The following is a 21,779-nucleotide window of genomic DNA, read 5'->3' as shown; positions in this document are numbered from 1 at the left end:
TCGGTCGACGCAGCCTGCGCCTGCTCGTGGAAGGCGTCCAGATGGCCGCGCAACTGCTAGCCGATTAACGCCCAAAAAAAGCGCCGACCTACCGGCCAGCGCTTTTTAAGATTTGGGTAAGGACAAGGCTTCGGCCAGGGCTTTTTTTTATGCTCGGGTGCCCGGGCAGGTAGCTACTTGGCCGCCTGCTTGGCAACGGGCTGCTCGCGCAATTCGTGCAGCACCCTTTCAATCACGCTCTGGCCCACTACGCTCACGCCGGCGTTGAGCGTGGCCAGCGCAACGGTGCCGGCCGCTATCCACTTGGCTGGCGGGCCGCCCCGCGTTTTAAGAGTATTGGCCCACCCGACGAGGCACGCCCCCGCGCCAATGAGCAGGAGCCCACTGGGGGCCAGCAGCAGCCACTTTTTTTTGTGTGTCATAAAGAAATCAAGATGCCATTGGGTGAACATACGCTTGCTAGTTGCATACCTCACTAGGCCCGGCAGGGTTGTGCCGGGAAATAAATAAGCTGTTCATAAAAAAGGGGCATATGTCTTTTTCTTATACGAATTAGCCCTGACATACCCATTTTTAAAGGCCTTTTTGATAGCAATCAATACAAATTAACGAAATTCCCTATCTTCGCGCAGGCCATTTCGTTAGTTTACTGATTATGTCTCGCAAACAACTACTCGCCCGCCCTGCGTTGGCAGTGCTCGCCGCACTGGCCCTGGCGGCCGCCTTTTTGCCCCACCACCATCCCGATGCCGCCACCGATGCGCTGAAGGCCGCTGATATCGCCTGGATGCTGGTTTCGACGGCGCTGGTGCTGCTGATGACGCCGGGCCTGGCCTTTTTTTACGGCGGCATGGTCAACCGGGGCAATATAATCTCCACCATGCTCCAGAGCTTTATCTCACTGGGCGTCATCTCGTTGCTGTGGTACGTGGTGGGCTTTTCGCTGGCCTTTGGCGACGACATTGGGGGGGTAATCGGCGACCCGCGCACGTTTTTTATGTTCAACAACGTGGGCACGGCCCCGCACCCCACGCTGGGGGCCGGGCTGCCGCTGGTGCTGTTTGCGGCGTTTCAGCTCAAGTTTGCCATTATTACGCCGGCCCTCATCACGGGCGGCTTTGCCGAGCGCATCCGGTTTTGGGGCTACCTGATTTTTATCTGCCTCTTTAGCTTGCTCATTTACTGCCCGTTGGCGCACTGGGCCTGGCACCCCAGCGGCTTTTTGGCCCAGTGGGGCGTGCTCGACTTTGCGGGCGGCACGGTGGTGCATATTTCGGCCGGCTTTGCGGCGCTGGCGGGGGCACTGGCCATTGGCCGCCGCCGCTCGCACCTCGATGGCCACGCCCACGCGCCGGTCAATATTCCGTTCGTTATTCTGGGCACCGGCCTGCTGTGGTTCGGCTGGTTTGGCTTCAATGCCGGCTCGGCCATGGGGGCCAATGCCCAGGCGGTGCAAGCCTTCGTAACCACGCACTTTGCCTCGGCCGCCGCCATGCTCACCTGGATGGTGCTGGAAGCCGCCCGCGGGCAGCGGCCCTCGGCCATGGGTGCGGCCGTGGGCGCGGTGGTGGGCCTGGTGGCCATTACGCCGGCGGCGGGTTTCGTGGCCTACGGGCCAGCCATTGCCATCGGTATTCTGGCGTCGGGCGTGAGCTTCGGGGCCGTTATTTTGAAGAATCGCACTACGCTTGATGACACGCTCGACGTGTTTCCGTGCCACGGCGTGGGCGGCATCGTGGGCATGCTGGCCACCGCGCTTTTTGCCCAAAAGGGCGGCTTGTTCACGGGCGGTGGGCCCACGCTGCTCTATTACCACCTGCTCACACTGCTGGTAGTGGGCGTGTTCACGTTCGGCGGCTCCTGGGTTTTGTACCGGGTCACTAACTTTATCGTGCCCATTCGGGTAAACGCCGAGAACGAAATTCACGGCCTCGACACCAGCCAGCACGGCGAAACCATGCTGGCTGCCTAATACTTGCCCGGCAGTGCGCCCGGCGCGCCGCCCCCCATGACGCAATTATTTTTCTCGGAATACGACCCCGACCCTACCCGTATCGCTACGCCCCAGCCCCTCGTTATTGTGGGGGCGGGCGGCCTGGGCCGCGAAATAGCCCTCCTCGTGGCGCAGCTCGTAGCGGCCGGCGCTAGCTGGGAGCTACGCGGCTTCTACGACGACCGCGCCCCCGCCGCGCCCACCGTGGGCGGCCTCCCCTACCTCGGCACCGTGGCCGACCTCAACGCCGCCCCGGCACGGCTGGCCGTGGCGGTAGCCGTGGGCAGCAGCGCCGGCCGCGCCGCCGTGGTAGCCCGGCTCACCTCGCCCCGACTCTGGTTCCCGGCGCTGGTGCACCCGCAGGTGGCGCTGCTAGCCGGGCAGCGCGTGGCGCTGGGCGCGGGCTGCCTCATCCAGCGCGGCTGCATTCTCACCTGTGATATTACGCTGGGTCGCTTCGTACTGCTCAACCTCGGCTGCACCGTGGGCCATGATGTTGTGCTAGAAGACTTTTGCTCGCTGATGCCCCACGCCAACGTGGGCGGCGCGGCCCACCTGGCGGCGGGCGTGTACCTGGGCACCAACGCCACCATTATCCACCAAATCCGCATTGGGGCCGCCACCACCGTGGGGGCGGGCGCCGTGGTAGTGCGCGACCTGCCCGCCGGCTGCACCGCCGTGGGCGTACCCGCGAGGGCAATTGGCAATGAGCAGTGAACAAGGAGCAATTTGCCAGCTCCTCTATTTAGCGCTCCCTGTTCACTGCTCATTACTAATTACTTATCACGTTGGACCGCATCTACCTTTCGCCGCCGCACCTGGGCCGTCACGAACTCAACTACCTGCATAAAGCGGTGGAAGACAATTGGGTAGCGCCCATCGGCCCCAATCTCGATGGCTTCGAGGCCGACATTTGCGCGGCCGTGGGCGTGCCCTACTGCGTGGCTCTCAACTCGGGCACCGCCGCCTTGCACCTGGGGCTGCTGCTGCTGGGTGTGGGGCCGGGCGATGAGGTGCTGTGCCCCTCGTTCACGTTCGTGGCTACGGCCAACGCTATTCTGTACTGCGGGGCCAGCCCCGTATTCGTTGATAGCGAGCCCATTACCTGGAACATCTGCCCCCAGCGCCTGCGCGAAGCCATTGAGGACCGCATCAGGCTCGGCAAAAAGCCTAAGGCCCTGCTGCTGGTGCACCTCTACGGCATGCCGGCCCAACTCACTGAAATTCTGGCTATTGCCACCGAGTTTGAGATTCCCATTCTGGAAGATGCCGCCGAGGCGCTGGGGGCCAGCTGGCAGCAGCAGCCGCTGGGCAGCTTCGGGCAGGTGGGCGTGTTCTCGTTTAATGGCAATAAAATACTGACCACCAGCGGCGGCGGCGCGCTCGTGACCCACAGCCGCGAACTGGCCGAGCGGGCGCGCTTCCTGGCCACCCAGGCCAAGGAGGCGGCCCCGCACTACCAGCATTCCGAAATAGGCTTCAACTATCGGTTATCCAACCTATTGGCCGGCATCGGCCGGGGCCAAATGGAGCTACTAGCCGACCGCGTGAAGCGCCGCCGCGAGATTTTCGACTGGTACCGCGAGCACCTGGCTGGCCTGCCCGGCCTGGCGCTGGCCCCCGCTACCGAACCCGCCGGCAGCCGCGCCAACCGCTGGCTCACCACCCTACTCCTCGACCCAGCCGAGACAGCGACCACGCCCGAAACCCTGCGCCTGCACCTCGAAACGCGCAACATCGAGAGCCGCCCGCTCTGGAAACCCATGCACTTGCAGCCACTTTTTGCCGACGCGCCCATGTATGGCGGCGCGGTGTGCGCCGACTTTTTTGCCCGCGGCCTGTGCCTACCCAGCGGCACCGCCATGGGCGACGAGGAGTTGCGCCGCGTGGTCAAGTCCGTACGCGAGGCAATGCAAGTAGGGTAAGCTTTAGCTTGCTGCGTGGCCGCGCCGCAGCCGCCAACACGGCAAGCCGAAGCTTACCCTACACCCGCGGCAACGCGGCAAGCTGAAGCTCACCCTACACGTTTACAGCTTAATAGTCTTCTTGGAAACTACCTGGCCACCCATAGTCACGGTAGCTACATAAAGACCGTTTTTCAGGCGCGAGCCATCCACCGCAAGCACGTGCGCGCCGGGCGCAAACGACTTGCCGGCTTCTATGGTCTGCACTTTCTGGCCCATTTCGTTGAACAGCTCCACGGTAACGGGGCCGGCGGTAGGCAGCGTAAAGCTCACCTGAAACTGGCTCTCGAACGGCACCGGGCTGAGCTGAAAGCCATCGAGCGGGGCCTGCGGGGCGTTGCCGCCGCGCACGCTGAGCGTGGATGCAAACAGCGAGAGGTTCATAAAATCGGCCATGAGCGGGGTGATGGCCGTGTTGTCGAGCAGGCCGCGGCCGGTGAGCTGCTTGGCGTGCGTGTCGGTGTTGTCTTCGGCGGCCACCCACACGTCTTGTGGGGTGTGGTTGCCCACCGCGCCGCTTTGGTTAGCGCCGTTGCCGTTGGTGAGGGGGTTGGAGGCGTAGGCTACCACAATGCGGCGGCCGGTGGCCGAGGCGGGCTGCGGGTAGTCTTTGCCCTGGAAGGTGTTCAGGACGTAGTCCGGAAACCAGCCGTTGGCCCCACCGTCGCCGCGCACCAGGTTGGTGGGCGTGGCGTAGCCAGCCTCAGCAGCTACCGACTTGCCAATCTGGCCGGAGTAAGTGCGGATTTTGGTGCTGTTGCGGGCGGCGTCGGCCTCGTCGTGCAGGCCAGTTACGGCAAAGCCGCCGCACTCATGGTCGGAAGTACTGAAGATGAGCGTTTTACCATTGGCCGGCGAGGCCAGCAGCGCCCGCCCTTCGGCCACGGCGTAGTCGAAGGCCATCACCTCCTTAATCATGTAGTCGGAGCCGTACACGCTGCTGGTGCGGGCCGTGGTGAGCGTGGCCGAGGGGCCGGCATCGCCGGTGCCCACGTAGGTGGGGCGGTCGGCGTCCACCACGTACTGGTTGGTGGCGCCCGCGCCCGCTACCACCGAAATACCGCCGGTATTGGAGTGCTCCAGGTGGTCGATGCGGCCGGCCTCCACCATCAGGAAAAAACCCTTGCTGTTGCTCTTAGCCTGCAATACCTGGATGGCGATGCGCGTCATATCGGCCAGCGAGGGCTCCCAGGCAGCGCTGGTCTGGCGGTCCTGCTCGTAGCTGGCGTGGCTGGCATTGAACAGGCCCAGCAGCTTTTTGCCGCCCACGCCATACTGCGCAATGTTGGTGCTGACGCTAAGCAGCGCGTCGCGGCTGTTCACGTAGTTGTAGTCGCGCTGCTCCACGGCGTATTTCACCAGGTCCACGTCGTCGGCGCGGGTGCCACCGAGCGTTACGGCCGTGCCAGCCGCGTTGGTAATGGGGGCGTCAGCGGCATTGACCACCGCCTTGTACTGGCTGGCCGCGTTGCGGGGCAGGAAGTGCCGGGCCCCGCCGCCGAGCATCACATCGAGCTCCACGCCTACTTTGGGGGCGGGCAGCACCCAGTCGCGGGCGGCGGTGTAGCGGTACGAAGCCGTGGGGCTGGCGTTGAAAATGGCCTCGTACTGCGTCTGCGTCGAGGCAATATACTGGGCCGAAATGTAGTCCTCCAGGTCGCGGTACCAGATGTGGCTGGCAAACGAGGCCGGCGTGGCGTGCGTGATGCGCGCCGTGCTTACCAGGCCCACCGCGTAGCCCTGCTTCTTGGCCGCCTCCAGAATGGTCTGGATGGACTCGCCCGAGCCGGGGTTGAGGGCAATTACCTCGTTGTCCTGCTTGCCAGGCTTGCCGCAGGCATACACCGACGCGCCGGGGGCCGAGTCGGTAATCCAGGAGTTGAGCGAATGCGTGGTAACGGTGGCGTTGTACTTGAGTTTATCGAGCGCCAGCACCTGAAAGCCCGCGTCGGAGGTGAAGCGCTTGCCGTCGCGGCCCTGGCCCATGGCCATGCGAGCGGCCGTTTTGGGAGCCAGCCCAAAGCCATCGCCGATGTAAAGGATGACGTTGTTATTAGTGGCCGCGGCCTGCGCGTGCGCCCGTTGGCCCGTGGTGGCGGCTAGCAGTAGGCTGCCCGCGAGTAAAATTTTTGAGTTCATAAAACTGGTTTAGGAAATGAAAGGAGGACCTGTAACCGGCCACAAAATTGCTGGCCTGCCGTGAGGTCACCGTTACCGGTTAATCATTCCTTCATTATCAATCTCTTGCCCGCAATGCAATTTGATAACATTAACACAAACAGCTACTTACCAGGATAAAAGCTAACTTTGCCGCTACTTAACTCGCTTCTTTTTCAGCCCGATGCGCTTCCGCTTAGCCCCCGTTTTTCGCCCCTTTTGCGCGGGCTTGCTGCTGGCCCTTGCGCTGGCGCCCAGCACGCCGCTGCTGGCCCGGCCCCGACCCAGCTACGCCCTCACAGGCCACGAAAAGCCGGTGGCCCTGCTGCACGCCGGCAAGGCCACGCTAGTGGTTACCGAGCACAGCGTGTGGCAGCTCGAAGGGTCGAAATTCATCCGTAAGTACCAGAGCACAAGCCCCGTTCAGTGCGCCGCCGCCGCCGATACCGTGCTGTGGCTAGGCACCCGGCAGGGCGTGGTGGCGCTGGGCACGCGCCGCTTTGCGCCGCGCCCGCTGCCCCTGCCCGGCCCCGCCGCCGAAGCCAACATCACGGCGCTCTTCCGAGATGCGCAGGGCGCGCTGTGGGTGGGGGCCAATGGCCAGGGCGTATTCCGGCAGGCCGCCGATGGCGCGCTGGTACCCGAGCTGCGCACGCCCTCCATCAACGGCGGCGTGACCACGGCCGACAGCTCAGTGTGGGTGGCCACCAACATCGGCCTGAGCCGCCGCCGCGGCTCCGAGTGGATGCGCTACAACGAGGAAGGCGTGGCCAACAACGAAATCCCCGACAACATTGTGGAGAAGCTAATTCTCGATAACGTTGGTAACCTGTGGGTTATCATGTCGGGCGGTATCTGCGTATTCGAAGGCCTGGGCCAGCGCGCCGCCGCCGAGGCCGAGCTACCCACGGTGCGCTACCTGGGCCAGCCCGGCAACGAGGTGTTTGGCGTGGCCTACCTGCGCGGCGAGGGCCGGCTGTTTGCCACCGCCATGGGCCTGCTGCTGCTGCCCACCGAGCCCGCCGCCAGCTTCGCCCCCGCCACCGACCAGGTCGAAACCAAGCAGCTGCTGCGCCCCGTGCCCAACCCCGCCGGCTCCACCACCCCCACGCTGTTGCACCTCGACGCTCAGCAGCGCCTCTGGCTGGTCAGCCCCGACGCCGTGACGGTGCTCACCGCCAAGGAGCTCCACCAGCTTGCCCACAGCCCCACCACCGCTAGCCGTTAATTGTTAGCTGTTAGCTGTTAGCTGTTAGCTGTTAGCTTTCAATAAATTAACTAGCTCCTGCGCTACCTCAGCCAACGCGGGCCGCTCAGCCACCACGGGCTGCACGCAGCGCCGCTGCAAGTCAGCCAAAGCGTGCAGAGTAGCCGCATCGCCTTCCGGGCAATGCGCCAACAGCTCCCCCAACAGACAACCGAAAGCGCGCACTTCCAACCGCTGCAAGCCAGTTGCGGCGGGCGTAGCCAGCTCAAAGAAACTGGCCGCGCCAAAGTCGCCGAGCAAGGCGTCGCCGGCCGCCGTGGCTAAAATATTGTGGCCGTATAGGTCGCCGTGCAGAATCCCCTGCTCATGCAGGTGCGCCGCCGCCGAGGCGATGCCGTGGGCCAGCCGCAGGGCCGCCGCCAAGCTAAACGTAGTGCCCGGCGCGTACACATCGCGGGTGCAGGTGGCCAAGCTGGGCGGCCCCGCCAGGTTGCCGAAAGCTGGGGCAATCAGCTCCAGCACCAGCCCTTCGGCCCCGGCCGGGTGCTGGGTTACCTGGCCCTCTACCGCGATAAGATTAGGATGCCGGCCCGCGCTGATGCAGGCGGCCATCTCGCTATGCGGCAAGCCATCGCTGGTTACCGCGCCTTTGAATAGCTTGATGGCCACCTCCTTAGCAACCCGCTGCCAGCGCGCCTGGTAGATAACGCCCGATGCGCCCTCGCCCAGCTGCTGCTCCACTGCCAACTCGGGCCAGGCAATGGGGCCGATGGGATGCCGCGCCACCGCCGCCGCCTCGGCCGCCGCGCCAAAGGGGTTGCCGGCGTAGGCCAGCCACGCTAGCCGCGGCATGGCCAGCAGCCAGGCCGGCAGCTCGGTAAGCTGGTTGGCGGCAATGCGCAGCAGCTCCAGGCTGGTGCACTGGGCCAGTTCGGCGGGCAGCTTGCGGAGCTGGTTACCAGCCAGCATCAGCTTTTGCAGCTGCTGGCACTGGCCAATTTCGGGCGGCAAGCTTTCGAGCTGATTATCAGTAAGAATAAGCCAGCGCAGCGCGGGCGTGAGCGCCGCCGCTGGCAGCGTGCGAATGCGGTTGGCCTTGAAGCCCACCATGCTCAGCTGCGGGCAGTCGCCCAGCACCTCGGGCACGGCCGCAAACTGATTATCGGAGCAAAAAAGCACCTCTAGCTTGCGCAGGCGGCCCAGGCCGGGCGGCAGCGCAGCCAGCCGGTTGCCCGACAGGTTGAGGACTTCCAGCGTGTCGGCGAGGTCAAATATTTCTTCGGGAAACTCGGGGAGGCCGGCCGCCAAATCGAGGCGGCGAGCACCGGCCAGCTGGCCGGCGCGGAGTTGGGCAAGGGTGTGCATGGCCAGCAAAGGTCGGGCCGGCGGCGGGCTTGGGCCTGAGATTTTGCCTTGGCTTACTCCTCCCGGTCGTTATTTGCCGCTGGCAATGCTGCGTTATTTTCCGCATCGCGCCGCACAGCTTCGCTCATGCCGGGGCATTGCTTTGCCATTTCCAGGGTATCGCGCATAACCTGGGCCTTTTCGCGGACCCACCTGGCATCCAGGCGGCGCTGCTCGGCCGGGTCGAGGCTAAAACAGTCAATGGCTCGGTCCACCAGCACCCAACCTGCCTAGGCCGGCTTAGTTCTTTCAGCGGGGCTCCATTCGCCAAGAGGCCAGGGACTTACCCAATAAAACAACGGCGTGTGGGGATGAGCCGCGCCGTGCGTGAGTCTGCACTATCGCGCCAGAAAGCTGAATAACCCTGCTTTACCAGCAGTGACTGGCTCCGCCGATAGTGTACCTGCGTCGTTTCCCACGGCAGCCGGGTATCGGCCCCGCCATCCAGAAAAAAGGAGTAGGCATACTGCCCCGGCACGTGCGTAAAAAGCCCGGATAGCCCGATAAAAAAAGATACGCATCACAGCCCCACCACCGCCAGCAGGCATTTCTACAGCACGTAGGGCAGCAGCCGCAATACCGCTATGCGCGTGGCGGCCGGCTACACCCAGCGCCCCTACTCCCACGTGCAGCTAGCTGGCTACTACGCGGTTCGTGCTATAGAGTATTCCCAATAAATCAAGTAGCACCGCACACAGTACCCAAAGCCCCATCAAGTTAATTACAAGTTGCTTACTCATAAGCGGATAAAATTATTTGCGGCCGAGCTTCGGCATTACGTGGCACCAGCGCTGCCGGGCGGGCAAACAGCCGCCGTAGCACCAGGTGAGTAGGCAGGTAAAACACTACCAGCAGCGCCAGCATCCAACCCAGCAGGTACACTGGGCCAGGTAACCAGGTTTGGGCGTGGGCGTCGTCGAAGCCGAAAACGTAGTTGATGTTAACCGGAATTTGCGGGTTGGGCAGCACGGTGCCGGCGGCGGGCAGCAGGAAATAGGCTACTAGGCACAAGCCCCAGCCCAGGGCCGCCCAGGCCAGCAGCGCCCGGCGGTCGTAGCCCAGCCGCCGCACCAGAAAGAGCAGCAAAAACGGCAGCCACCCGTGGAAAAACGACAGCCCGCGCAAAAACAGCGACCGCTGCGGGTCAAACATGTACGCCGTAAGGCCAACCAGGTGAAAGCCGAACAGCGTAGCCACAAAATCGAGGCACCACAGTAGCTGCGGCACCAAGATGCCCACCGCCGCCATCGAGGCGGGCAGGGCCCGCTCAGTCCAGACGCTGACGAAGGCCAGCAGCAGCGCTACATCACAGAAATACAGGAAGTTAGTAGGGCCGTAGCTACGGTAGTACACTGGTACCATAACCAGCAAAAAAGCGCTGAGCGCAAGCTTGAGCAGCAATGGCAGGCGGGGCGAAGCAGGCAGCATAACAAAGGGGAAAAGATGGAGCCAACCCCGCCGCCAGTAGTGGCTCTGCCAGTAGGGGCAGCGGGAAGGCGCTACGAAATAAGCGTCTTCCCACTGCCCCTAGATACTTACTTTCCCCTTTGTCAGACTTTCTATTTACAGCTTACATGGTAGCAAATAATTGTCAATGAACAAGTTACTTACATAATCATCCGACTTTTAGACTTAGCACACATGGCTTCCCACGGCCTATCCTTCGCCCAGCGCATGTTCCAAATCCACGAGCAAATCGGCCACTTCCTCAATCCCTACGCTCAAGCGTAGCACGCCCGGCGTAATGCCCAGCGAAGCCCGCTGCGCGGGCGTGAGGCCCCGGTGCGAGGTGGCAGCCGGGTACGAGCACGACGAGGCCACGCCCGCCAGCGACGGGGCCAGCGGAAAGAGCTTGGTTTTTTGGATAAACGCCTCCACGGCTGCCGCCGTGTCGTCGGCCAGCCGCACGCTCAGCATGCCGCCAAATAGGCCACCCAGCAGCTGGTGCGCCGCCAGCTCGTGCCCCGGATGGCTTTCCAAACCCGGGTAAAAAACCTGCGCCACGGCCGGGCTATCGGCCAGGAAACGCGCTACGGTCATGGCATTCTCCGAGTGCTGGCGCATGCGCAGGCGCAGGGTTTTGAGGCCGCGCAAGGCCAGCCAGCTGTCCATCGGGGCCAGCATGAGGCCCAGGTTGGTAGCCAGGCGGCGCAGGTTTTTGGCAATGGCCGGGTCGCGGGCCACTACCACGCCGGCCGTTACGTCGGAGTGGCCGGCTAAGTACTTAGTGGCTGAGTGCCACACCATATCGGCCCCCCAGCTCAGCGGCTGGGTCAGCATGGGCGAAGTGAACGAGCTATCAATCAGCAACAAAATACCTTCTTCCTGGCAGGCTTGGGCGAGGCGCGGGCCATCGAGCACCACCAATAGCGGGTTGCTGAGCACCTCGGCCAGCACCAGCTTGGTGTTGGGCTGGCGGTGCTTGGCCACGTCGTAGAGGTCGGCCAGCGGCACGTAGCTGGTTTCGATGCCCAGGCGCGTCAACTCATTGGATAGCAGCATTACCGAGCCGCCGTACAGCTCAGCGGGGCACAGCACGTGGTCGCCGGCCTGGCACACGGCCAGCACGGCGGCCAGCAGCCCGGCCAGGCCAGCGCCGGTGGCGACGCCGCCGGTCGCGCCTTCTAGTTTCACTACTTCGGCCACCAACTCATCCGAATTGGGATGCTCGGAGCGCGAGTAACCGTAGCGGCCGGCATGGTCGGGGGCCGTGTAGTATTCTTCCAGCTCAGCCAGCGAGCTGAACTTGAAGACCGAAGTCTGGTAAATCGGGGTGACTTTGGGGTGAATTGGGGTCAGGTCCATAGTAGGGGCGCGTCGCACGCGCCCGGTCGTAAGGGTGGGCACGCGTAGCAGCAGGCAATATTAAGCCGAAAACCGGGCGCGGGTTGGCTCTTGTGACTGGGTTCTTGCAGAGCCGGGCGCGTGCGACCAGCGCCGGGCGCGCGACGCGCCCCTACATCCGGCGGATTTCACTGGCTGCCATTTTCTCCGCCGTTTCGGCCTCCACCACTCGCTCGGCTTGGCCCGTGAGGGTATCGGGTGTGAGGTGCTGCAAGGCCAGGTTTTCGCGCGAAAACACCTGCATAAGCACTATAAAGTAAGACAGCAGCAACGGCCCAATAACCAGCCCCACAATGCCAAAAATCTGCACCCCCAGCGTGAGGCCCACCAGCGTTACCCACGGGTGAATATTGCCCAGGTACTTGGCTAGCCAAATGCGCAGCAAGTTGTCGATGTTGATGATGATAATAAAGCCTACCAGCAGAATGCCGATACCCTGCGTGGTTTGCCCCTGCGCAAACTGATAAATCGCGGCTGGCCCCCACACCAGTGGCGTGCCCAGCACCGGAATAAACGCCATAAAAAAGGCCACTACCGTCCAAAACAACGGGTCCGGCACTTGGAAAATCCAGAGCGTAGCGCCCGTTAGCAAGCCCTGCACCAAGGCCACAATGCCCTGGCCCAGCACGTTGGAGTTCACGTTGTTTTTGAGCGACTCGCTCAACTCCTCCGTAGTCTTTTCGCGGAAGGGCAGGTAGCGGTGCAGGCCCGCCAGAAACTCTTCCTCCTGCATAAAGAGGTAATACAAGGTAAAGAGCATCAGGCCCACAATCACGATAACGTTGAGCACGCTGCTGGCCAGGGTGGGTATCCACTGGGTCACCTTGGCCGCGCCCTGTTGCAGCAGCTGGCGCACCTGGTTTTCCTGCGTCACCTGCATCCCCATTTTGCGCTCAACCATTTGTACAGCCTGCAAAATCTGTTCGGGGCGCTTAGCTAGTTCGGCCACGCGGTCGATAAGCAGCGACGAAAGGGCGAAGAAGGGAATAACCAGCACTACCACCGCAAACAGCAGCAGCAGCACCGTCACAAACGTGCGGTTCCACTTGCGCTTATGCACCAGGGCCGTAAACCACGGGCGCAGCACAACGTACAAAATACCCGCGCCCAGAAAGGCCGTCAGGTACTGCAGCAACCCGAAAAAGGCCAGCAGCCCAAGTAGTATCAGCGTGATAATGAGCAGCACAAAGCGCTGGCGGGGAGAATAGATATTTGTATCGGCAAGGGGCGGCATAGTGCAGAGGGCAAGGCGGATAAATCGATGAATATTGCCTGAACGAAAACCAGCCGCAAATGGCTGAGTCAACCGCAAAACTGCCCCCCTCCTGCCCCCGCCCCCAAACGCCAAGCGCCCGTGCCAGCCAAAGCCAGCACGGGCGCTCCCGTATTCTACTATGCAGACTGCTAAGCCGAAGCCGATTCAGCCAGTACAACTACTTGATTACGAAGTACTTCTACAATACCGCCGCTAATGTGAAACGTGCCGCCGCCCGCGCCCGTCACCATAATATCGCCCTCTTTGAGGGCTGCAATCAGCGGGGCGTGGTTGTTGAGCACTTCGAACGAGCCATCGGTGCCCGGAAACCGCACCGCCGTTGCTTCGCCCTCGTATACTTTCCGGTCGGGGGTGATGATTTCTAAGTGCATCTGTTTTGAGCTGTTAGCTGAAAGCTGTTAACTGTTAGCTTCGGGCAGCCAGCTTACAAAGAGCTAACAGCCAGTAGCCAACAGCTAACAACTCAAAAAATTACTGAGCTTCAGCCATCAGGCGCTCGCCCTTGGCCACGGCATCTTCGATGTTGCCTACCAGGTTAAACGCCGACTCGGGCAGGTGGTCGTACTTGCCTTCGATGATTTCGTTGAAGCCCTTAATGGTGTCCTTAATGTCAACCAGCACGCCTTTGAGGCCTGTAAACTGCTCGGCCACGAAGAAGGGCTGCGACAAGAAGCGCTGCACGCGGCGGGCGCGATTCACGGTCTGCTTATCCTCTTCGCTCAGCTCATCCATACCCAGAATGGCGATGATATCCTGCAGCTCCTTGTAGCGCTGCAAAATCTCCTTCACGCGCTGGGCAGTGTCGTAGTGCTCAGCCCCCAGGATAGTTGCATCCAGAATGCGCGAGGTCGAGTCCAGCGGGTCAACGGCGGGATAAATACCCAGCTCGGCGATTTTGCGGCTCAGTACCGTCGTGGCATCCAGGTGGGCAAACGTGTTGGCCGGGGCTGGGTCAGTCAAGTCATCGGCAGGCACGTAAACAGCTTGTACCGAAGTAATTGAACCACGCTTGGTAGAGGTAATGCGCTCCTGCATGGCACCCATCTCGGTGGCCAGCGTGGGCTGATACCCTACGGCCGACGGCATCCGGCCCAAGAGCGCCGATACCTCCGAACCCGCCTGCGTGAAGCGGAAGATGTTGTCGATAAAGAAAAGGATGTCGCGGCCAGCGCCGGTGCCGTCGCCATCGCGGAAGCTCTCAGCAATGGTGAGGCCCGACAGGGCTACGCGGGCCCGGGCTCCGGGAGGCTCGTTCATCTGGCCAAACACCAGGGTCGCCTGCGACTTCTCCATCTCGGCCATGTCCACTTTCGACAAGTCCCAGCCGCCCTCTTCCATCGAGTGCTTAAAGGCCTCGCCGTAGCGAATGATGTTGGCTTCGATGAATTCACGCAGCAAGTCGTTGCCCTCACGGGTGCGCTCGCCCACGCCGGCAAACACCGACAGGCCCGAGTAGGCCTTGGCCACGTTGTTGATAAGCTCCTGAATCAGAACGGTTTTGCCTACGCCGGCACCACCAAACAAACCAATCTTGCCACCCTTTACATAGGGAGCCAGCAGGTCGATTACTTTGATACCGGTGAAGAATACTTCCGAAGAAGTGGCCAGGTCCTCAAACGCGGGGGCGTTGCGGTGAATGGGCAGGCCGCCGGTGGTCACCGGCTGCGGAATGCCGTCAATGGCCTGACCGATAACGTTGAACAAGCGGCCTTTCACGCCGTCGCCGGTGGGCATCGTAATGGGGCGGCCCAGGCTGCGTACTTCCGCGCCACGGGTCATGCCTTCCGTCGAGTCCATGGCGATGGTGCGCACCCGGTCCTCGCCCAGGTGCTGCTGGCATTCCAGCACTACCACCTGGCCGTTCTCTTTAGTCACCTCCATTGCGTCGAAGATGTTGGGGAGGTCTGCCGCGCCCGCGAAACTTACGTCCACCACGGGGCCGATAACCTGGGTGATTTTGCCCGAATTCGCCATTTGGTTTTGTTTTACTAAGTTAAGTTGCTTTTGAGGGTGCAAAAGTACGCCTCAAACCCTTCTTTTCAAAGCTGAAGCGTTGGTGAATGCCGCCCCCACCCCGGCGGCCGGCAAAGGGGGCCGCACACCACCCCGGCGCACTTTTTTAATTTTTTTTTGCCCTTCCTCTTGCGTAGTATTATTCTTTTAGTACCTTTGCAGCCCCGAACAGCACATCGCAACCCGGGAAATTGTCCGATGGTGTAACTGGCAACACGTCTGATTTTGATTCAGGAGAGTCCAGGTTCGAGCCCTGGTCGGACAACTAACAAGCTCGAAAACGCCCCTTCTCAAATTTTGAGAAGGGGCGTTTTGAGTTTTAGGGGCTTTTTAGCCCCGCTCCCACTTTTCGGCGCAATGTTGCCGGGCCCCCGCCGCAATTGCGCAATCGCATCGCAACTTTGCAGCCGCAACCCGCCGCTTGCCAGCGGCCCTGCCCCGTTAGCCAGCATGAGCCAGCAGCCCCCGCACCTGAAGCAGACAGGAGGAGAACCCGACCCAAGTAGTCGGGGGCCTCAGCGGCCCCCGTATCGGGTGGTGCAGCAGCCCAGGAGCGCCTCGTATTCGAGGCTGCGGGCACACTGCCCGGCTACGAAAAATTCAATACTTCTCGACAGCAAAGGCGCTGGCTTCTCCCGTTTCGGGAGCGGGCCGGCGCCTTTCTCTTTTTATTTCTCCTTTGCCCATGCGGTAAGTGCCCGCTTGCCGTTTGCCTGATATTCCGTAACCCCTGGCTTTAGCCCCCTTGGGCGGCAAGCTAAAGCTTACCCTACTTTGATATGGACCCGCACGCTAAACTATTCGCCGGCAGCGCCTCGCAGGAGCTCGGCCAAAAAATTGCCGCCGCTTTTGGCCAGCCCCTGGGCGACCTCACCCTCCAGCGCTTCGCCGACGACGAGCTCAGCCCCAGCTTCGACGAGAGCGTGCGCGGCTGCGAGGTATTCCTCATCCAAAGCACTTTTCCGCCCTCCGAGCACCTCATGGAGCTCATGCTGATGGTGGACGCCTGCAAGCGCGCCTCGGCCCACAAGGTCACTATCGTGATGCCCTACATGGGCTACGCCCGCCAGGACCGCAAGGACAAGCCCCGCGTGAGCATCGGGGCCAAGGTGGTGGCCAACATCATTCAGAGCGTGGGCACCGACCGCCTGATGACCTGCGACCTGCACGCCGGCCAAATCCAGGGCTTTTTTGACATCCCGGTTGACCACCTCGACGGGGCCACCGTCACGGCGCCCTACATCAAGTCGCTGAACCTGGAGAACCTCATCTTCGCCTCGCCCGATGTGGGCGGCGTGGTGCGCACCCGCGCCTTCGCCAAGAAATTCGGGGCCGAAATTGTGGTGTGCGATAAAATGCGCCTGCGGGCAAACGAAATCGCCTCCATGCAGATTATCGGCGACGTGAAGGGCATGGATGTGGTGTTTGTGGATGACATGGTGGACACCGCCGGCACTATTTGCAAGGCCGCCGACCTCGTGATGGAGCGCGGCGCCAACTCGGTGCGTGCCGTGATTACGCACCCGCTGCTCAGCGGCCCGGCCCACGCCCGCATTCGGGCCTCGCAACTCACCGAGCTGATTACCACCGATACTATTCCGCAGCGCGAGGAAAATGAAAAGGTGCGCGTGATTTCGTTGGCCCCACTGTTTGCGCAGGCCATTCGAAACGTGGTGACGCATGAAAGCATCAGCTCGCTATTTAGCTAAAAATGGCTTGCGGTGTCCAGTATCTCTTAGCCAACTCCAACACTGGTGTTACGCACTATGCTTTCGCGTCCAAAAATTCATAATCGCCTGCCCTCAATTTGCCTTTGGGCAACGCTTACATTAGCTGGTGTGCCCGAACAAAGCCAAGCCCAAACGCCGTTAAAAGCAAGGTACAAAGATGCTCTTGGCTCTAGCACCTGTAGCGAAAACAACGTAGGCGGCGGTTGTGTCACGAATACGAATAGAATAGTTGAATTACGAAAAAACAAAGCGTTTTTATATACTGAATCAGTTAATAATTGCAGCTTGGGGGGTAGCACGGAGTGGACGCGGTCAGTGAGCCAAGGGAAGAAAGATATTTATAGCTATCAGCTACGTCACGACACGCTCTATTTGAAAGACCCGGGAAATCGCTTTTTTGTGTTCATGGGAGATGATATCATCTATTCTGACAAAATGGGGCTATTTACGAAGGAAAAAAAGGCATCCCAATAGCCACTTTTTGGGGTTTGCGCATAGCCAGCATTCCGTTCCCGGGAAGCTACGTTAAGCGAAAAACGTATTCATCCTTGGCATAGCTCCTCATTATTCGTACCTTTGCGGCCCGTTTGGCAAAGGATGCCGGGCGGATAATTCATTCCAAATCAACTTCTTTTATGAAAAGCCTGGAGATTGTAGGGTTTAAAAGAGCGAATCTCGGCAAGACGGACGCGAAAGCGCTACGCCTCGATGCGCAGGTGCCATGCGTACTGTACGGTGGCAAAGACACGGTGCACTTTTCGGTGCCCGCCATCTTGTTCCGCGAGTTGCTGTACACCCCGGAGGCCCACATCGTGGACCTGAACGTGGAAGGTGCTATGTACCGCGCCATTGTGCAGGATGCTCAGTTTCACCCCGTTAACGAAATGCTTTTGCACGTTGACTTCCTGGAAATTGAGGATGGCAAAGAAGTGAAAATGGACATCCCCGTGAAGTACATCGGTGTATCGCCGGGCGTACTGGCCGGTGGCAAGCTGGCCAGCAAGCTCCGCAAGGTGCGCGTGAAGGCTTCGTCAGAAAACCTGCCCGACTACGTGGAGGTTGACATCAGCACCCTCGAACTCGGCAAGTCGGTGAAAGTAGGTTCCGTAGTTCCCAACAACTACACCATCCTCACCAGCGCCGAGGCTCCTATTGCTACCGTAACGGTACCGCGCGCCCTGAAAGGCGAGCTAGCCGGCAACAAGTAATAATTGCAGATTTAGCTGATTGCGCAGATTTCACAGATTCGGTCGTCAGCTTAATTGCTCATTTACTCAAAAAAGGTGCTTCGTTTGGAGCACCTTTTTTGCTGTCTATTGCAAGCGTTCCAGATTGTTACTGGAATCCTAGCTTATACCCTACCCCGCGCCAATTGAATCTGTGAAATCAGCGCAATCTGTTTAAATCTGCGATTTTATGAAGTTCTTGATTCTTTGCCTCGGCAACATCGGCCCCGAATACGCCGACACGCGGCATAATATCGGGTTTATGGTAGCCGATTATCTGGCGGCTAAATTTGAGGCTCCGCGCTTTGAACTGGGTCGCCACGCGTTTACCACCGAATTTAAAAGCAAGGGCCATACCTACGTGCTGGTGAAACCCACCACCTACATGAACCTCAGTGGCAAGGCCGCCGCACACTGGCTGAGCACCCTCAAAATAGGGCCCGAGCAGATGCTGGTGGTCACCGACGACCTAGCGCTGCCCTTCGGCAAGCTGCGCTTGAAGGGCCAGGGCTCGGCGGGTGGCCACAACGGGCTGAAAGACATACAGGCCACGCTGGGAAACGACGTGTACGCCCGCCTGCGCTTTGGCGTGGACGCTAATTTTCCGAAGGGCCGGCAGGTTGACTATGTGCTCGACCCGTTTTCGGCTGATGAGCGCATTGATTTGCCGCTGCGCATCGAGAAGGCGGGAGAGTCGGTGCTGGCTTTCGGGGCGCTGGGGCTGGAGCGGGCGATGAATAGTGTGAACGTTAAATAAGTCGAGAACGCGGCGGTTATTAATCACTCAAAAAGCCGGCTGTCATGCTGAGTTTACGAAGCATCCTATAAGGCGTGAACAACTTGTTCTGGCGCGATAGGATGCTTCGTAAACTCAGCATACCAGCCGGCTTTTTACGATTCTTACTTCTTGCTATTTACAGCACACTGCTACCGTTGCGCACGGCGCTGCCGGGCTGCATGAGCGCCAGCGTGCCATCGGCATTCTCAGCCAAGAGCAACATGCCCTGGCTCTCGATTCCTTTGATTTCACGGGGCGCTAAATTCAGCAATACCATGGCTTGCTGGCCGATGAGCGCCTCGGGAATGAACGACTCGGCAATGCCGCTCACGATGGTGCGCTGGTCGAGGCCGGTGTCAATGGTGAGTTTGAGAAGCTTCTTGGTTTTGGCTACTTTTTCAGCGGCAATGATGGTACCCACGCGCAGGTCCATTTTGCCGAAGTCGTCGAAGCTCACGTTTTCCTTGGTTGCCGTAACTGGCGTAGTAGCCAGGGCATTGGCTTGCTTGGTATCGAGGAGCTTCTGCACTTGAGCCTGCACCACGGCATCGTCGATTTTGGCGAATAGCAACTCGGGCTCCTGCAACTGGTGGCCGGCCGGCAGCTGCTCGGCGCGGGCGGCGCTCTGCCAGTCGCCGGGCCCGAAGTTGAGCATAGCGGCTAGCTTGGCGGCCGACTCGGGCAGGAAGGGCGTGAGCAACGGCACCAGCGCGGCCGTTACCTGCAGGGCCACGTGCAGCACCGTGCCAGTGCGCGCCGCATCGGTTTTGATGAGCTTCCAGGGCTCAGTCTCGGCCAGGTATTTATTGCCGAGACGAGCCAGGTTCATTAATTCGGCCAACGCATCGCGAAAACGGTAATTTTCGATGAGGTCGCCGATGCGCGCCGGAAACTCCGCCAGCTGCCGAAAAACCTCCTCGTCAATTTCGGTTAGTTCGCCGCGTTCGGGTACTTTGCCTTCGAAGAATTTCTGAGTAAGTACCGCTGCGCGGTTCACAAAATTACCGAGCGTAGCTACCAGCTCGTTATTATTGCGCGCCTGGAAGTCCTTCCAGGTGAAGTCGTTATCCTTGGTTTCGGGAGCGTTGGCGCAGAGCACGTAGCGCAGCACATCAGCCTGGCCAGGGAAATCCTGCAGGTACTCGTGCAGCCATACGGCCCAGTTGCGCGAAGTGCTGATTTTATCGCCTTCCAGATTAAGAAACTCGTTGGCGGGCACGTTATCGGGCAAAATATACTCGCCGTGCGCCTTCAGCATGACCGGGAAAATAATGCAGTGAAACACGATATTATCCTTGCCGATAAAATGCACCAGCTTGGTTTCGGGGTCTTTCCAGTACTTCTCCCACTCGTCGGGGAAACCTTCCTTAGTGGCTGATATGTAGCCGATTGGCGCATCAAACCACACGTAGAGTACTTTACCTTCGGCACCGGGCACCGGCACGGGCACGCCCCAATCGAGGTCGCGGGTGACGGCGCGGGCGTGCAGGCCCTGGTCAATCCAGGATTTGCACTGGCCGTAGACGTTGGTTTTCCAGTCGTTTTTGTGGCCCTCCACTATCCATTCGCGCAGCCAGGGCTCGTACTGGTCGAGGGGCAAAAACCAGTGCTTGGTTTCGCGCAGCACCGGCGTGTTGCCGCTGAGCATGGAGCGCGGGCTAATTAACTCGGTGGGGCTGAGCGAGCTACCGCAGCGCTCGCACTGGTCGCCGTAGGCGTTTTCGTTGCCGCAGTTGGGGCAGGTGCCCACCACGTAGCGGTCGGCCAGAAACTGGCCCGCCTGCTCATCGTAGAGCTGCTGCGTGGTTTGCTCGATGAATTTATTATCGGCGTATAATTTCTTGAAAAACTCGCTCGAAACCTCGGCGTGCGTTGCGGAAGACGTGCGCGAATACACGTCGAACGACACGTTGAAATCCTGGAACGAGTCGCGGATAATCGCGTGGTATTTATCCACCACTTGCTGGGGCGTAATGCCCTCCTTCTGCGCCCGAATGGTAATGGGCACGCCGTGCTCATCGGAGCCGCAAATAAATTTTACGTCGCGGTTTTGGGCGCGCAGGTAGCGCACGTAAATATCGGCGGGTAAATAAACGCCGGCTAGGTGGCCAATATGCACGGGGCCATTGGCGTAAGGCAGGGCGGCCGTTACGGTATAACGCTTTGGTAGTGTGTTCATTATGGATAAGTAGCCGCCGATAGCGGGGCAGTGCCGCGCACTTTAATTAAAGCGGCGGAAATACGTGTAAATTGGCGTGCATTAGCTCAGGCAGCGGCAGTGAAAAACGGTGGCGGGCAAGCAGTTGTACTTATAACGGCTACAACTAGCCCTAACAAAAATCCTGCAAGCGCGTTTGCCAATTAATTAAATTTATATTTGACAACTTGGCGCTGCCACTCAGCAGTAATTAATTTCTCTTTTCCTTTCCAAAACCCTTTTCGTACTCATGGCCAAGAAAACCAGCGCAGAAGCCCCGGCAAAAGCCGCCCCTGCCAAACGCACCACCGAGGAAAAAGCGCAGCGCAAAGCGGATAAAGCCGGCCAGCGCGCCACCAAGTCGCTAACCGACGACCGCGCCGAGAAAAAGGCCAGCCAGAAACAAACCCTTAAATCGGCGGCCAAGCAGCTGCAAAAGGAATTGGATACGCGCATGAGCGAGGTAGTGGCCCGCATTCGCAAAGAAACGAAAGCCAAGCTGAAAGAAGTGGTGAAGGATGCCACCCGCCGCCTCGACGTAGACACCGAGCGCATGTTTGAGCAGGCGCTGCACACGATAGTACGCCACTACGACTCCATTGCCCCCGGCCGCACCACCGACATCAACCTGCCCGCGCCCACCGCCACCGAAGAGGATACCGACAACCCCGCCACTGCCGCGGCCAGCCCACCCAGGAAGCAGGCCGCCAGCAAAACCAGCACCGCCAAGCCGGCTGCCGCCACCGCTCCCAAAAAAGGCGCCGGCCGCCCCGTAGGCAGCACCGCCAAAGCCACCAGGGCAGCCCCCGCCACGAGCCGCGGCCCCGGCCGCCCCAAAAGCCAGGCAGCGTCGAAGGGAATTGACGCTACCCCCGACCTGAGCACGCCCGTAGGCACCAGCAACGACAGCGTAGCCGTAGACAACGTCTAGACAACCGCTTGATTACAAGTTGATTACAAGTTAAAAGAGGGGGTTGGGGCCAATTGGCC

The 21,779-nt window shown here is 60.4% G+C and carries 18 protein-coding genes and 1 tRNA gene; 10 read left to right on the top strand and 9 right to left on the bottom strand.

Annotation, left to right across the window (positions count from 1 at the left end):
* Positions 1–173 precede the first annotated feature (173 nt).
* Positions 174–422: a hypothetical protein gene (locus tag QMK33_RS08305; RefSeq protein ID WP_283564108.1), complete on the bottom strand. Its 249-nt coding sequence runs from the start codon at positions 420–422 to the stop codon at positions 174–176.
* A 233-nt stretch (positions 423–655) separates the two neighbouring features.
* Here QMK33_RS08305 and QMK33_RS08300 point away from each other — a divergent pair, with 233 nt between their 5' ends.
* The 3 genes from QMK33_RS08300 (at position 656) to QMK33_RS08290 (ending at position 3,918) form a co-directional block, all read left to right on the top strand.
* Positions 656–1,972 carry an ammonium transporter gene (locus QMK33_RS08300; protein WP_283564107.1) on the top strand — a complete coding sequence of 439 codons (1,317 nt, stop codon included), beginning with the start codon at positions 656–658 and terminating at the stop codon, positions 1,970–1,972.
* A 36-nt stretch (positions 1,973–2,008) separates the two neighbouring features.
* Positions 2,009–2,710: an acetyltransferase gene (locus QMK33_RS08295; protein ID WP_283564105.1), complete on the top strand. Its 702-nt coding sequence runs from the start codon at positions 2,009–2,011 to the stop codon at positions 2,708–2,710.
* A 71-nt stretch (positions 2,711–2,781) separates the two neighbouring features.
* Positions 2,782–3,918: a DegT/DnrJ/EryC1/StrS family aminotransferase gene (locus tag QMK33_RS08290; protein ID WP_283564104.1), complete on the top strand. Its 1,137-nt coding sequence runs from the start codon at positions 2,782–2,784 to the stop codon at positions 3,916–3,918.
* Positions 3,919–4,020: 102 nt separating this feature from the next.
* On the opposite strand, the gene QMK33_RS08285 is transcribed toward QMK33_RS08290, so the two are convergent.
* Positions 4,021–6,096, bottom strand: coding sequence for an alkaline phosphatase (locus QMK33_RS08285; protein WP_283564103.1), 2,076 nt, complete (start codon positions 6,094–6,096; stop codon positions 4,021–4,023).
* 202 nt (positions 6,097–6,298) lie between these two features.
* On the opposite strand from QMK33_RS08285, the gene QMK33_RS08280 reads away from it, so the two are divergent.
* Complete coding sequence (locus QMK33_RS08280; RefSeq protein WP_283564102.1) at positions 6,299–7,342, top strand: two-component regulator propeller domain-containing protein; 1,044 nt, start codon at positions 6,299–6,301, stop codon at positions 7,340–7,342.
* Positions 7,343–7,366: 24 nt separating this feature from the next.
* On the opposite strand, the gene QMK33_RS08275 is transcribed toward QMK33_RS08280, so the two are convergent.
* The 6 genes from QMK33_RS08275 to atpD form a co-directional block, all read right to left on the bottom strand.
* Positions 7,367–8,686, bottom strand: a complete 1,320-nt coding sequence (locus tag QMK33_RS08275; protein WP_283564101.1) for a leucine-rich repeat-containing protein kinase family protein — start codon at positions 8,684–8,686, stop codon at positions 7,367–7,369.
* A 771-nt stretch (positions 8,687–9,457) separates the two neighbouring features.
* A complete protein-coding gene (locus tag QMK33_RS08270; protein ID WP_283564100.1) occupies positions 9,458–10,153 on the bottom strand; it encodes a membrane-associated protein in 696 nt (231 codons plus the stop codon).
* Positions 10,154–10,381: 228 nt separating this feature from the next.
* Positions 10,382–11,530 (bottom strand): trans-sulfuration enzyme family protein, encoded by a 1,149-nt coding sequence (locus tag QMK33_RS08265; protein ID WP_283564099.1) that lies wholly within the window; start codon positions 11,528–11,530, stop codon positions 10,382–10,384.
* A gap of 151 nt (positions 11,531–11,681) precedes the next feature.
* A complete protein-coding gene (locus QMK33_RS08260; RefSeq protein ID WP_283564098.1) occupies positions 11,682–12,803 on the bottom strand; it encodes an AI-2E family transporter in 1,122 nt (373 codons plus the stop codon).
* A 170-nt stretch (positions 12,804–12,973) separates the two neighbouring features.
* On the bottom strand, positions 12,974–13,216 hold the full coding sequence (atpC, locus tag QMK33_RS08255) for an ATP synthase F1 subunit epsilon (protein ID WP_283564097.1): 243 nt from the start codon (positions 13,214–13,216) through the stop codon (positions 12,974–12,976).
* Between the two features lie 100 nt (positions 13,217–13,316).
* A complete protein-coding gene (gene atpD / locus QMK33_RS08250) occupies positions 13,317–14,819 on the bottom strand; it encodes a F0F1 ATP synthase subunit beta (RefSeq protein WP_283564096.1) in 1,503 nt (500 codons plus the stop codon).
* 231 nt (positions 14,820–15,050) lie between these two features.
* Here atpD and QMK33_RS08245 point away from each other — a divergent pair.
* The 5 genes from QMK33_RS08245 (at position 15,051) to pth (ending at position 18,571) form a co-directional block, all read left to right on the top strand.
* Positions 15,051–15,123, top strand: a tRNA-Gln gene (locus QMK33_RS08245).
* 514 nt (positions 15,124–15,637) lie between these two features.
* Positions 15,638–16,567 (top strand): ribose-phosphate pyrophosphokinase, encoded by a 930-nt coding sequence (locus QMK33_RS08240; RefSeq protein ID WP_283564095.1) that lies wholly within the window; start codon positions 15,638–15,640, stop codon positions 16,565–16,567.
* Between the two features lie 57 nt (positions 16,568–16,624).
* Positions 16,625–17,062, top strand: coding sequence for a hypothetical protein (locus tag QMK33_RS08235; RefSeq protein ID WP_283564094.1), 438 nt, complete (start codon positions 16,625–16,627; stop codon positions 17,060–17,062).
* Between the two features lie 161 nt (positions 17,063–17,223).
* Complete coding sequence (locus QMK33_RS08230; protein WP_283564093.1) at positions 17,224–17,796, top strand: 50S ribosomal protein L25/general stress protein Ctc; 573 nt, start codon at positions 17,224–17,226, stop codon at positions 17,794–17,796.
* 208 nt (positions 17,797–18,004) lie between these two features.
* Positions 18,005–18,571 (top strand): aminoacyl-tRNA hydrolase, encoded by a 567-nt coding sequence (gene pth, locus QMK33_RS08225; RefSeq protein WP_283564092.1) that lies wholly within the window; start codon positions 18,005–18,007, stop codon positions 18,569–18,571.
* A 157-nt stretch (positions 18,572–18,728) separates the two neighbouring features.
* Here the strand turns inward: pth and metG are convergent, their stop codons facing one another.
* Positions 18,729–20,771 (bottom strand): methionine--tRNA ligase, encoded by a 2,043-nt coding sequence (gene metG, locus QMK33_RS08220; RefSeq protein ID WP_283564091.1) that lies wholly within the window; start codon positions 20,769–20,771, stop codon positions 18,729–18,731.
* 268 nt (positions 20,772–21,039) lie between these two features.
* On the opposite strand from metG, the gene QMK33_RS08215 reads away from it, so the two are divergent.
* On the top strand, positions 21,040–21,720 hold the full coding sequence (locus tag QMK33_RS08215; RefSeq protein ID WP_283564090.1) for a hypothetical protein: 681 nt from the start codon (positions 21,040–21,042) through the stop codon (positions 21,718–21,720).
* The last annotated feature ends 59 nt before the right edge of the window (positions 21,721–21,779 follow it).

This window comes from Hymenobacter sp. H14-R3 (genome assembly GCF_030063445.1).
Taxonomy (GTDB): domain Bacteria; phylum Bacteroidota; class Bacteroidia; order Cytophagales; family Hymenobacteraceae; genus Hymenobacter.
Note: the sequence above shows the minus strand (reverse complement) of the source record. Positions and strands in the feature narration are given on the sequence as shown.

Bases quoted from the DNA above. Each gene is read 5' to 3' on its own strand.
- QMK33_RS08305 (WP_283564108.1), bottom strand. From the start codon at position 422: ATGACACACAAAAAAAAGTGGCTGCTGCTGGCCCCCAGTGGGCTCCTG.
- QMK33_RS08300 (WP_283564107.1), top strand. From the start codon at position 656: ATGTCTCGCAAACAACTACTCGCCCGCCCTGCGTTGGCAGTGCTCGCC.
- QMK33_RS08295 (WP_283564105.1), top strand. From the start codon at position 2,009: ATGACGCAATTATTTTTCTCGGAATACGACCCCGACCCTACCCGTATC.
- QMK33_RS08285 (WP_283564103.1), bottom strand. From the start codon at position 6,096: ATGAACTCAAAAATTTTACTCGCGGGCAGCCTACTGCTAGCCGCCACC.
- QMK33_RS08280 (WP_283564102.1), top strand. From the start codon at position 6,299: ATGCGCTTCCGCTTAGCCCCCGTTTTTCGCCCCTTTTGCGCGGGCTTG.
- QMK33_RS08275 (WP_283564101.1), bottom strand. From the start codon at position 8,686: ATGCACACCCTTGCCCAACTCCGCGCCGGCCAGCTGGCCGGTGCTCGC.
- QMK33_RS08270 (WP_283564100.1), bottom strand. From the start codon at position 10,153: ATGCTGCCTGCTTCGCCCCGCCTGCCATTGCTGCTCAAGCTTGCGCTC.
- QMK33_RS08265 (WP_283564099.1), bottom strand. From the start codon at position 11,530: ATGGACCTGACCCCAATTCACCCCAAAGTCACCCCGATTTACCAGACT.
- QMK33_RS08260 (WP_283564098.1), bottom strand. From the start codon at position 12,803: ATGCCGCCCCTTGCCGATACAAATATCTATTCTCCCCGCCAGCGCTTT.
- atpC (WP_283564097.1), bottom strand. From the start codon at position 13,216: ATGCACTTAGAAATCATCACCCCCGACCGGAAAGTATACGAGGGCGAA.
- atpD (WP_283564096.1), bottom strand. From the start codon at position 14,819: ATGGCGAATTCGGGCAAAATCACCCAGGTTATCGGCCCCGTGGTGGAC.
- QMK33_RS08240 (WP_283564095.1), top strand. From the start codon at position 15,638: ATGGACCCGCACGCTAAACTATTCGCCGGCAGCGCCTCGCAGGAGCTC.
- QMK33_RS08235 (WP_283564094.1), top strand. From the start codon at position 16,625: ATGCTTTCGCGTCCAAAAATTCATAATCGCCTGCCCTCAATTTGCCTT.
- QMK33_RS08230 (WP_283564093.1), top strand. From the start codon at position 17,224: ATGAAAAGCCTGGAGATTGTAGGGTTTAAAAGAGCGAATCTCGGCAAG.
- pth (WP_283564092.1), top strand. From the start codon at position 18,005: ATGAAGTTCTTGATTCTTTGCCTCGGCAACATCGGCCCCGAATACGCC.
- metG (WP_283564091.1), bottom strand. From the start codon at position 20,771: ATGAACACACTACCAAAGCGTTATACCGTAACGGCCGCCCTGCCTTAC.
- QMK33_RS08215 (WP_283564090.1), top strand. From the start codon at position 21,040: ATGGCCAAGAAAACCAGCGCAGAAGCCCCGGCAAAAGCCGCCCCTGCC.